The organism is Clostridium sp. UBA7503, assembly GCF_002477055.1.
GTDB classification, from domain to species: Bacteria; Bacillota; Clostridia; order Clostridiales; family Clostridiaceae; genus Clostridium_J; species Clostridium_J sulfidigenes.
Genome location: NZ_DLNT01000011.1, coordinates 62,768 through 74,960, shown reverse-complemented (window position 1 = coordinate 74,960; position 12,193 = coordinate 62,768). Strand labels below are relative to the sequence as shown.

The following is a 12,193-nucleotide window of genomic DNA, read 5'->3' as shown; positions in this document are numbered from 1 at the left end:
TATAAAAATATCCCTATATAATTATTTATATAGGGATATTTTTATATAGGGAAAATGATAAATATGTAAATAGTCCATACATAAAATCCTATGAAATTAGTGAATAATATTAAATATATTAAACATAGGAAAGATAGGAGAAGTGATTATGGAGATAAAGTTAAAGTTCTTAGGAGCTACTAAGTGTGTTACAGGGTCAAGTCATTTACTTACTGTTAATGATAAAAAAATACTTTTAGATTGCGGTTTATTTCAAAGTAATGATTTAAAGTCCTATAGGAATGATATATTGAATGTGGATCCTAAGGAAGTCGATTATATTGTATTATCTCATAGTCATGTGGATCATAGTGGTAGGATACCACTTTTGTTTAAGTTGGGATTTCAAGGGAAGGTAATTTGTACTGAGCCTACTAAGGAATTATGTGGGTATTTACTTAAGGATGCTGCTAGAATTCAACAGGAGGAAACTTACTCTGAAAATCTTTCTAGACACGGTAAGGGTGTAAAAGCTTTAAGTCCTTTATACGATGAAGACGATGTGGAGCTAGCTCTAAAAAATTTTTATACCTACGGATATAATGAAGAAATTCTATTGGAAGAGGATATAAAAGTTACTTTTAGGGATGCAGGTCATATATTAGGTTCTGCAATATGTGAAATTTTAATCAAAAATTGTGGTGAAAGTTGGATTAAATTGATATATACTGGAGATATAGGAAATATTAATAGAGATATTTTAAATAATCCAGAAAAGGAACTCCAGGGAGATTTTTTAATCCTTGAAAGTACTTATGGAGATAAGATGCATGAAGAAAAAGATAATTATGCAAAACTCCTAGAAATTGTAAAGGATATCATGGAGGGTAACGGAAATTTAATAATTCCTTGTTTTTCTTTAGGAAGAACCCAGGAGATTATATACATGCTAAATAGTTTTATAGAAAGTGGACAGGTGCAGGGCTGTAATGTATATATAGATAGTCCTTTGGCAGCAGGAATTACCAAAATATTTAGAAAGTATGAAGAATACTTTGATAAGAAGGCTAAGGCTCTTATAGAAAAAGGTGATGATCCGATGAACTTTAAAGGACTGCATTTTGTTGAAAATAGTGATGATGAAAAGAAGGTTTATGAAGTTAAATCAAAATCTATAATTATTGTAGCAGGAGGAGTTTATGATGGGGGAAGAATAGCTAACCATTTAAGAAATAATCTTCCTAGACCAGAGTGTGGCGTATTAATTACCTCCTATCAAGGGAATCAGAGCATTGGGAGTAAATTATTAAAAGGAAATAAAAGAATTAAACTCAAAGGAGAAAATATTGAAGTTAAAGGAAAAGTTTATTATATGGATGGATTATCAGGTCATGCAGATAAGGCAGGATTATATAATTGGGTAAGTAGTATGAAGGAAAAACCTAGGAAAATATTCCTAGTTCATGGTGAAGGAAAAAATATTGAATCCTTCACTAACAATTTAAAAAGTAAAAATTATTCAGTGGTTATACCGGATTTTTTGGATGAATTTACCTTAGAAATTAATTAAAAACTTAACAAAGTGTGTTAATTTTTAGGGTTGAATTTTAATAAAATTAAGGTATAATTTAAATGTAAGGTCATGTTAAACATTACCAAACCTATAGTTTGGCATTAATGTGTCTTAGAGAAATAGCTAAATATAAGTGAATTCATGATAGCATTTTCACAAATAAAAAATAAGATTATGAGTTTGCTAATAAAATATTTATAGAAGAAAGAGGGTTGCTTACAATGAGAAAAATGAAAACTATGGACGGTAACACCGCCGCAGCTCACGTAGCCTATGCATATACTGATGTAGCAGCTATATACCCAATTACACCTTCATCACCAATGGCTGAACACTGTGATGAGTGGGCAGCACAAGGCAGAGAAAATGTATTTGGACAAAAGCTAAAGATAATGGAAATGCAATCAGAGGCAGGTGCAGCTGGAGCAGTTCACGGTTCACTACAAGCGGGTGCATTAACAACTACTTTCACAGCATCTCAAGGATTATTACTTATGGTTCCAAACATGTACAAGATAGCTGGAGAATTACTTCCAGGTGTTTTACATGTAAGTGCTAGAGCATTAGCAGCACAAGCTTTATCAATATTTGGAGATCATCAAGACGTTATGGCTACAAGACAAACAGGTTTTGCTTTACTTGCTACAAATAGCGTTCAAGAAGTTATGGACCTTGCTCCAGTAGCTCACTTAGCATCTATTGAAGGTAGAGTTCCATTCTTACATTTCTTCGATGGATTTAGAACATCACATGAAATACAAAAAATTCAAACTTGGGACTATGAAACTCTAGGAAAATTCTTAAATAGGGATGCAGTAGATGCATATAGAGCAAGTGCTTTAAACCCAGAGAATCCTGTAACTAGAGGAACAGCTCAAAACCCTGATATATACTTTCAAGCAAGAGAAGCTTCAAACCCATTCTACAATGCGATTCCAGGAGTTGTAGAAAAATATATGGAAATGATTAACAAAGAAATTGGTACTGATTACCATTTATTCAACTACTATGGAGCACCAGATGCAGAGAGAGTAATTGTTGCAATGGGATCAGTATGTGATGTTGCTGAGGAAACAGTTGATTACTTAACAGCTCAGGGAGAAAAAGTTGGACTAGTTAAGGTTCACTTATATAGACCATTCTCATTAGAACACTTCTTTAAACATATGCCAGCAACAGTTAAAAAGATTGCTGTATTAGATAGAACAAAAGAGCCAGGATCTGCTGGAGAGCCATTATATCAAGATGTTAGAAATGCATTCTATGATAGAGCTGAAAGACCAGTTATTATTGGTGGAAGATATGGATTAGGTTCAAAAGATACTACTCCATCTCAAATAGTTACTGTATTCGATCACTTAAAAGAAGAAGAACTTAAAAATGGATTCACTATAGGAATAGTTGATGACGTTACAAATACATCGCTAAATATTACAAGAACTATAGCTACTACACCAGTAGGAACTGTTGAGTGTAAATTCTGGGGGTTAGGATCTGACGGAACAGTTGGAGCTAACAAAAGTGCTATAAAAATCATAGGAGACCATACAGACATGTATGCTCAAGCATACTTTGCTTATGACTCTAAAAAATCTGGTGGAGTAACAATGTCTCACTTAAGATTTGGTAAAGAAGAGATTAAATCTCCATACCTAATCAACCAAGCTAACTACATTGGATGTCATAACCAATCTTATGTTAATAGCTATGATGTATTAGCTGGAATTAAAGATGGTGGTACATTCCTATTAAACTGTATTTGGGATGAAAAAGATTTAGAAGAACATTTACCAGCATCAATGAAGAGATATATTGCTGAACATAACATAAACTTCTACACAATAAATGCTGTAAAAGTGGCTCAAGAAATTGGTCTTGGCGGAAGAATTAATATGATTTGTCAAGCTGCCTTCTTCAAGCTAGCTGAAATTATTCCGGTGGACGAAGCTATTAAATACCTTAAAGATGCAGTTCAAACATCTTATGGTAAAAAAGGTGAAAAAGTTGTTAAAATGAACAACGATGCTATAGATGCTGGAGTTAATGCTATAGTTAAAGTTAATGTTCCAGAAGCTTGGAAAAATGCAGAAGATAAAAATGAATGTAAGAAGGAAACTCCTGACTTCATTAAAAACATTGTTGAAGTTATGAATAGACAAGAAGGAGACAAACTTCCTGTAAGTGCTTTTGAAGGAAGAGAAGATGGTACTTTTGACCATGGAACAGCTGCTTATGAAAAGAGAGAAATAGCTGTTAATGTACCAGAGTGGATTCCAGAAAACTGTATCCAATGTAACCAATGTTCTTATGTATGTCCACATGCTACAATAAGACCATCTATTGGAACAGAAGAAGATTTTGCTAATGCACCAGCAGCTATTAAGCTTGCAGATGCCAAAGGTGGACAACTTAAAGGTTTAAAATTCACAATGTCTGTAGCTGTTCAAGATTGTACAGGTTGTGGAAACTGTGCACAAGTTTGCCCAGCTAAACAAAAAGCTTTAGTTATGAAACCTCTTGATACTCAGAAAGATCAAATAGAGCCTTGGAATTTCACAGTTAAAATGAAAAAAACTGAAAATCCATTAGGCGTTGCTTCTGTTAAAGGTAGCCAATTTGAGACTCCACTTCTAGAGTTCTCAGGTGCTTGTGCAGGTTGCGGAGAAACTCCATATGCGAAACTTATAACTCAATTATTTGGAGACAGAATGATGATAGCTAATGCTACAGGATGTTCTTCAATTTGGGGAGGAAGTGCTCCTTCAACTCCATATACTAAGAATCAAGAAGGTAAAGGACCAGCTTGGGCTAACTCATTATTTGAAGATAATGCTGAATTTGGTTTAGGTATGTTCTTAGGTGCTAATCACCAAAGAGAAAAACTTGCTGACTTAGTAAAGAAAGCAGTATCAACAAATTGTAATGAAGAGTTAAAAGCTGCTTTAAATGAATGGTTAGAGAATAAAGATAATGCAGAATCTTCAAAAGCTGCTACTAAGAAAGTACTTCCATTAATAGAAGCAAACAAAAATTGCTGCGAAACAATGGCAGAGTTATATAAATTTAAAGACTTCTTCGTTAAGAGATCTCAATGGATCTTTGGTGGAGACGGTTGGGCATACGACATTGGATATGGCGGTGTTGACCACGTTCTAGCCTCAGGAGAAGATGTAAATGTATTTGTATTTGATACAGAAGTTTACTCTAATACTGGTGGACAATCTTCAAAAGCTACTCCAACTGCAGCAATTGCTAAATTTGCAGCTTCAGGTAAGAGAACTAAGAAGAAAGACCTTGGAATGATGGCAATGAGCTATGGCTATGTATATGTTGCTCAAATAGCTATGGGAGCTGACCAAGCTCAAACTCTTAAAGCTATAAGAGAAGCAGAGGCATATCCAGGTCCATCTTTAATCATAGCTTATGCTCCATGTATTAACCATGGAATTAAGACTGGAATGGGTAATACTCAATTAGAATCTAAAAAAGCTGTAGCTTGCGGATATTGGGGATTATATAGATTCAATCCAGCTCTTAAAGAAGAAGGTAAGAATCCATTTAGTTTAGATTCTAAAGAGCCAACTGAATCTTTCAGAGACTTCTTATTAAACGAAGTAAGATATGCATCACTTCAAAAAATGTTCCCAGAAGTAGCTGAGGAATTATTTGTTAAGACTGAACAAGATGCAAAAGAAAGATTAGAATCTTATAAAAAACTTGCAGCTCAACAATAGTTTTAAATAATTTAAGGGTTGCCTCCATTTTGGGGCAGCCCTTTTCTTTATGTAAAATTAGGATAATTGTTGTATGAAAATAAAAATTTTGTATTAAAATATTATAAAACACTTCTAAAATATGAAGATTAAGGGTACAATGAAGAGGAGTATTATTTAAGGAGGCTATTAATATGGGAAATAACTGTTGTGGAAATAATGAAGATAAAAAAGAAACAGGATGCTGCGGAGGACATGAGCAAGAAAGTCATGAATGCTGCTGTGGAGGACATGACCATGAACATGATCACGAAGAATGTGGTTGTGGTTGCGGAGAGCACGAAGCAATGTTCGTTGAGTTAGAAGATGAAGACGGAAATGTAACTCAATGTGAAATAGTTGATGGATTTTTATTTGAAGAAAATGAATATGCCTTAGTACAAAATCCAGATGATGGTTCAATATACTTATTTAAAGTAGTTGGTGATGATGAAGTAGGAGAACTTGTTGTACCAGAAGATGCAGAGTATGATGCAGCAAAAGCATATTACGAAGAATTACTTGCAAATGAAAATAGTGAAAACTAATTAAACTTCTAAAAGCCGCTATTTATATAGCGGCTTTTATGCTATGTTGTCCATATTTTCCTATGGAAATAACATACTAAGGAGGAGATGGAATGAATGATCAAGGGTTAAGAATAACATGAAAGTAGGTCAATTTCACATGGAAAAACTAGCTATATTTGATATTGATTATACATTAACTAAAAAAGAGACTTCTATAGAACTATATAAATATATGCTTAAGAAGGATAGGAAGTTACTTAGGTATTTACCATCACATATAATAACTGGTATTTTTTATGGTCTGAAGGTTTATAATGCTGGAAGAACTAAGGAGAATTTTTTAAGATTTTTATCAGGAATCAGTGAGGAAGACTTAAAGAAACTAGTGAAAAGTTTTTATAAGGAAAAGATAGAGAGCATATTGTATGAAGATGCAATTAAAGCTATTAAGGACTTTAAGGAAAAGGGTTATAAGATATATTTAATTTCTGCCTCGCCTGAGTTTTATGTTAATGAATTTTATAGTATAGAAGAAGTAGATAAGGTTATTGGAACTAAGTTTCATATTGATGAAGGAAAATTTTCTCCTAAAATTTTAGGAGAAAATTGCAAAGGTGAAGCTAAAGTGAAAAGATTAATGGAGGAGCTAAAAAAAGACAATATAGAAGTGGATTTTAAAAACTCCTATATGTTTTCTGATTCTCTTTCGGATTTACCTCTTTTAAAGTTAGTAGGTAAGGGATATTTAATAAATTATAAGAAGAATCATGAATTAGAGATTTTAAGGTGGCGATAATTATGGAGAATTGTATAAATGATTACTTTATAAAGAATGATGAAGCTTATGAAAGGGAGGAATTTCAAGATATATATGTGGTGGAAGATAAGTGCATATATGAGGTTATAAGGGTTATAGATGGAGCTCCTCTATTTTTAGATGAACATTTAGCTAGACTTGAAAATTCTTTAAAGTTAGAAAAAAAAGAAGAACTTATATCTATGAATAAGATTAAGGAATACATAGGAAAATTAATAACTCTAAATAGAGTTGAAAGTGGTAATTTAAAGCTTGTAATAAATAAGGATAATCTATTTATATTTTTTATAAAGCATTCTTATCCAACTAAGGATATGTATAGTAGTGGAGTAAAGACTATTCTTTATTTTGGAGAAAGACATAATCCTAATGCCAAGGTTATAGATAATTCCTTTAGGGGAAAAGTTAATGAAAAAATAGATGCTAGTGGCAGTTATGAAGCTATTTTAGTAAATAGTAAAGGGTATATTACGGAGGGAAGCAAGTCTAATATATTTATGATAAAAGGTGATGAAATAATTACAGCCCCAGTAGAAGGGGTACTTCCAGGAATAACTAGAAGCGAGATAATAAAAGCTTGTGAAGAACTAGGGTTAAAGGTAAGAGAAGAAAATATTTATTATGAACATATAAAAAATTTAGATGGATTATTTATATCAGGAACTTCTCCTAAAGTGCTACCTATAAATGAAGTTGAAGGTATTATAAAATATGATAAAATTTATCAAAGAATTTATGATATAAAAGATAAGTTTGAAGAATTAATTACAATAAACTTGAAGAATTATAAAACAAGTAAATAGTAAAGTATGTCAAAAACAATACGATAATATATTATAGTATTGTTTTTGTATTTTAGAAGGAAATGATCTGTATTATGTATTAGGGGTGATAATGTGGAAAATAAGACATTAAGGGGAACTGGAAAAGTACTTGATGGCAAACTGATTATTACTGATGAAGAAAATATTTCTGAAGGTCCTTGGATTGTAAAGGGCAAGGATGTTAGTTTATTTGTAGATGAACAAGAAGTAAAAGGTAGAGCTAGAGTTAGCTCTGAAAGTAAGATAGATATAATTTTTAATGAATCTAAGGCAATAAGGGAATTGAATATAAATATTAGTGAAGATAAAATGATAGCTAGTATATCAATAAACTATAGTCCGGAAGTAATTTATACTTTAGAAGATACACCAGAAGCACCTATGATTACCTTAAATGCAAAGGTAAAAGAAGAGAAGTTTCCACCTAAATATACAAGGGATGAATTATTAAAAGAACTTAAAGATAAGAACATAGTTTATGGGATTGACAATAAGATGTTAGATGACATAAAAAATATGGACAAGATAGAAAATGTTGTAGTTGCTAGGGGAAAGGAACCGATTGAACCTATAGATGATGTATTAGAAGTATATTTTGATACTAGTACCCATAAAGGATTTAAAAGTGACCAAAGTGGTAATGTAGATTTTAAATCTATAGGTAGTATAACAAGTGTGAAGAAAGATGATATCCTTGCAAAACGTACTGTGGGAAAAGAAGGTACCATAGGTATTAACTTATTTTCACAGCCTATTCAACCAAAGAAAAGAAAAGTTAAGGACATGATGGTGAAATCAGGATGTAAATTTAAGGATAAGGATACTATAGTGTCCACAATGGAGGGAAAACCTCAAATAAAGGGATGTATTTTTCAAGTTAATAATGTTCATGAGGTTCTTAGTGATGTAGATATAACTACAGGAGATATTAATTTTATAGGCGATGTAATTATTAATGCTGATGTTAAAGAAGGTATGAAGGTTAAATCAGGAAATGCCATAATTATAAAGGGAAATGCAGTAAGATGTAGTCTTTGGTCAGAGGGAGATATGCAAATCATTGGTAGTGCAATTTCATCTACAATAAAGATTAGAAGTGAGTTCTCTGAGTTTAAAGGATATTTAGAAGAGTTATCGGCTATAGTGGATAGTTTTCATAGCTTGTATAAGGCTGTAAAAGCTGTTAAAGAAAGTGGAGATATAAAGAGGAATATAAGAGATTGTGATATTATAGGCCTTGTTATAAAGAGTAAATTTCCTTTAATAACTAAGATAATTAATAAAGTATTAAATACAATGGTTGAAATTAATGATAATAACAATGAATTATTTAGAGTATTAAAGATTAAATATGCTAATAAGAACTACATGTTAATAAGTGGTGTAGAAGAACTAATTAAGGTTAAGACTTTAGCAGAAGAGAAAATAAAGGCCATAGAAGCTATGAAAGATATTAATTCAGATGCTACAATAGGGTACATTCAAGATTGTACAGTATTTTGCTCTGGTAATTTGACAATAAATGGTAAAGGTGTTTATAAATCCAATGTTTATGCAGAAAAGGGTATATACTTTACAGGAGAAGGTCAATGCGAGCTTCGAGGTGGAAAAGTTAAGGCGGAAAATGAAATTAAGGCTAAGATAGTAGGTTCACATTCAGGGGTTATGACTGAGGTAGTAGTAGGTAAGGAAGGACATATTTATTGTGATGTAGCTTACCTAAATACTAAATTTATAGTTGGAAATATGGAAACTATAATGGATGAAACATGCAAAAATGTTCATGTATATATAGATAAAAATAGAGATTTAATTGTTGATAAGTTTAAAATTTAGGAGGGATAAAAGTGGCAGAGGAATTTAAATTACTTGTGTTTAGGCTAGGAGAGCAGTGCTTTGCAGCAGATATTAGAGAGGTAGAACGTATTCTAAACTATGAAGAGCCAACAAAAATTCCAGATTCACAAGATTTTTTACAGGGAGTTATAAATTATCAAGATGGAATATTACCAGTTATTAGTTTAGCTAAAAAATTTGGAATATATAATCTGGAAGATAAAGAAAAGGAGGGTTCCATAATCGTTGTTAGAAATGAAGATGGTGCAATGGGGGTTATAGTAGAAGCTGTTAATGAAGTTATATCTAGGAAAGTGGATGACTTAGAACCTACACCAGATATATCTTCTAATATATCTAAGAAATATGTTAAGGGCATAATAAAAGATAAAAATAAAAATACTATTATTTTACTTTTAAATTTAAATGAACTTCTTTCAAAGGATGAAAAGGAGAAAATAGAAAGGTAAGCTATGGAATACAAGGAGATAAAAGTAGGCATTGCAGATTATAAAATAGCCAAATGTCCAGATAGGCTTATGACAATTGGGCTAGGTTCTTGTATTGGTATTGCCATCATAGATAAAAAAAGCGGAATTGGAGGCCTTGCACATATTATGCTTCCAGACAGTGAAAAGTTTAATAAGATAGCAAATGAAATAAAGTTTGCTAATCTTGCAATACCTATTCTAATTAAACAAATGATAGAAAATGGTGCAAAAGAAAAGAATCTAAGAGCTAAGATTGCTGGTGGGGCATCTATGTTTAACTTTGCAGACAGCAAGGTTAATATGGATATAGGTGCTAGAAACAGCCTAGCAGTTAAGGATATATTAAAGGCTAGAAAAATACCTATAGATAGTGAAGAAATTGGAGGAACTAAAGGAAGAACAATAACCTTTGATACAGTAACAGGGGAGCTATATGTAAAAACTGTAGGAGAAGGTATTAAAATTATATAGAAATTAATGATTGGAGTGATTACATATGGTACAAAAGGTTTCAGTTATGGTTGTAGATGACTCCGCTTTAATGCGAAAGATGATATCGGATATGATAAATATGGAAGATGATATGGAAGTGATAGCCATTGCGAGAAATGGAGAAGATCTTTTAGAAAAGTTAAAAAAGCAGGTTCCAGATGTTATCACTTTAGATATCGAAATGCCAAAGATGAATGGGATAGAAGCTTTGAAGAAAGTAATGGAGTTAAAGATACCTACTAAAGTTATAATGATAAGTAGTTTAACACAGGATGGTGCCGAGGAAACTATGGAATGTTTAGAAAATGGAGCTATAGATTTTGTACCTAAACCATCGGGTTCAATTTCTTTAAACATTAATGGAGTTAGAGAAATTCTAGTTTCAAAAATAAGAGGTATCAGATTTGTAAGAAAGACTTCTTCCATTAGTAGCGCAAAAGGCGTTGACGTTAAAGAAGGTAAAATAAGAGAAATACATAGAGTTTCTCAAGTGTTAAAAGTAAGGGAAAGAGACTCAATACCTCCTAAAACTATAAGAAGTAAAGAAATAGGTAATAAAAAAATATCAGCAATTGTAATGGGGGCATCTACAGGTGGTCCTAAGGCATTATTTAATGTTATTACAAACCTTCCAGAAAAATTAGGAGTTCCTATATTAGTGGTTCAGCATATGCCAGAAGGTTTTACAAAGGCTTTTGCTGAAAGACTTGATAAATTTTCTAAGGTCAAGGTGGTGGAAGCCAGGGAAGGTATGTCCATAGAAAAGGATGTTGTATATATAGCACCTGGTGGTAAACATATGACGATAAGTAGAAACAAAACTATAACCTTAAATTTAGAACCTCCAATGTGGGGAGTAAGGCCGGCTGTAGACAAGCTGTTTATATCAGGAGCTAAGGTATATGGGGAGAATTTATTAGGTATTATCCTCACTGGTATGGGAAGAGATGGAGCTGATGGAATTATAGAAGTGAAAAAAACAGGTGGAGCCACTATATCAGAAGATGAGTCTACTTGTATAATATATGGAATGCCTAAAGCAGCTTACGACACTAATATGATAGACGAAGTTATTCCACTTTATGATATTAGTAAAAGAATAGCTAATATAGTACTGGGGGATGTGAAGAAATAATGGATTTTACAAAGTTTGAAAATTTCGTATTAAGAGAGTTTAATTTAGATTTGTCCGGTTATAAATCAGCTCAGTTACATAGAAGAATACTTACTATTATGTCTAGAGCTGGAGCTAAAGATTTAGATGAATATATGGTATTAATAAAAAAAGATAAGGTCATAAGGGAAAAGTTTTTGGATTATGTTACGATAAATGTAACAGAGTTCTATAGAAACCCACAAATATTTAGAGAACTTGAAAATTTTATAAAAAGTGAATTATCCTATAATAGACCACTAAAAATATGGAGTGCAGCTTGCTCTATTGGGGCAGAACCTTATTCTATTTCTATGATGTTAAAGGAGATGACTCCTAGTGTTAGGCATAAGATATTAGCCACTGATATAGATACTAACATCCTAATAAGGGCAAAAGCAGGAGAGTATGTAAGTGGAGATATTAAAAACATACCTAAAACCCAACTTCATAAGTATTTTAAACATGAGGGGGAAAAATTTATAATTAACCAGGAAGTAAAAGATCTAGTAACCTTTAAAAAACATGATCTTATATTAGATAGCTATGAAGGTGGCTTTGACATAATTGTATGTAGAAATGTGGTTATATATTTTACTAATGAAGTAAAAGAAAAAATTTATGAAAAGTTTTCTAAAGCATTAAATCCAGGAGGTTTATTATTTATAGGTGCTACAGAAAGTATATATGGATATAAGAATTTTGGTTTTGATAAACTTTCAACATTTATCTATAAGAAAATTTAA

10 protein-coding genes are annotated in these 12,193 nt (G+C 32.0%); all 10 read left to right on the top strand.

Going from position 1 to position 12,193, the window contains the following annotated elements; translation table 11 throughout:
• Positions 1-148: 148 nt before the first annotated feature.
• The 10 genes from B3630_RS02735 (at position 149) to B3630_RS02690 (ending at position 12,193) form a co-directional block, all read left to right on the top strand.
• On the top strand, positions 149-1,549 hold the full coding sequence (locus tag B3630_RS02735; protein ID WP_346895327.1) for an MBL fold metallo-hydrolase: 1,401 nt from the start codon (positions 149-151) through the stop codon (positions 1,547-1,549).
• Between the two features lie 224 nt (positions 1,550-1,773).
• A complete protein-coding gene (nifJ, locus tag B3630_RS02730; RefSeq protein ID WP_346895325.1) occupies positions 1,774-5,286 on the top strand; it encodes a pyruvate:ferredoxin (flavodoxin) oxidoreductase in 3,513 nt (1,170 codons plus the stop codon).
• Between the two features lie 173 nt (positions 5,287-5,459).
• Positions 5,460-5,852, top strand: coding sequence for a DUF1292 domain-containing protein (locus tag B3630_RS02725; protein ID WP_346895323.1), 393 nt, complete (start codon positions 5,460-5,462; stop codon positions 5,850-5,852).
• 139 nt (positions 5,853-5,991) lie between these two features.
• Positions 5,992-6,630, top strand: a complete 639-nt coding sequence (locus B3630_RS02720) for an HAD-IB family hydrolase (RefSeq protein WP_346895333.1) — start codon at positions 5,992-5,994, stop codon at positions 6,628-6,630.
• A 2-nt stretch (positions 6,631-6,632) separates the two neighbouring features.
• Complete coding sequence (locus B3630_RS02715; RefSeq protein WP_346895321.1) at positions 6,633-7,454, top strand: aminotransferase class IV; 822 nt, start codon at positions 6,633-6,635, stop codon at positions 7,452-7,454.
• A 93-nt stretch (positions 7,455-7,547) separates the two neighbouring features.
• Entirely contained in the window at positions 7,548-9,311 is a 1,764-nt protein-coding gene (locus tag B3630_RS02710; protein ID WP_346895319.1) for a FapA family protein, read from the top strand.
• An 11-nt stretch (positions 9,312-9,322) separates the two neighbouring features.
• Entirely contained in the window at positions 9,323-9,781 is a 459-nt protein-coding gene (locus B3630_RS02705; RefSeq protein ID WP_346895317.1) for a chemotaxis protein CheW, read from the top strand.
• A 3-nt stretch (positions 9,782-9,784) separates the two neighbouring features.
• Positions 9,785-10,273 carry a chemotaxis protein CheD gene (locus tag B3630_RS02700; protein ID WP_346895315.1) on the top strand — a complete coding sequence of 163 codons (489 nt, stop codon included), beginning with the start codon at positions 9,785-9,787 and terminating at the stop codon, positions 10,271-10,273.
• Between the two features lie 25 nt (positions 10,274-10,298).
• A complete protein-coding gene (locus B3630_RS02695) occupies positions 10,299-11,429 on the top strand; it encodes a chemotaxis response regulator protein-glutamate methylesterase (protein ID WP_346895313.1) in 1,131 nt (376 codons plus the stop codon).
• On the top strand, positions 11,429-12,193 hold the full coding sequence (locus B3630_RS02690) for a protein-glutamate O-methyltransferase CheR (protein WP_346895311.1): 765 nt from the start codon (positions 11,429-11,431) through the stop codon (positions 12,191-12,193). The genes B3630_RS02695 and B3630_RS02690 overlap by 1 nt, the downstream gene beginning before the upstream one ends.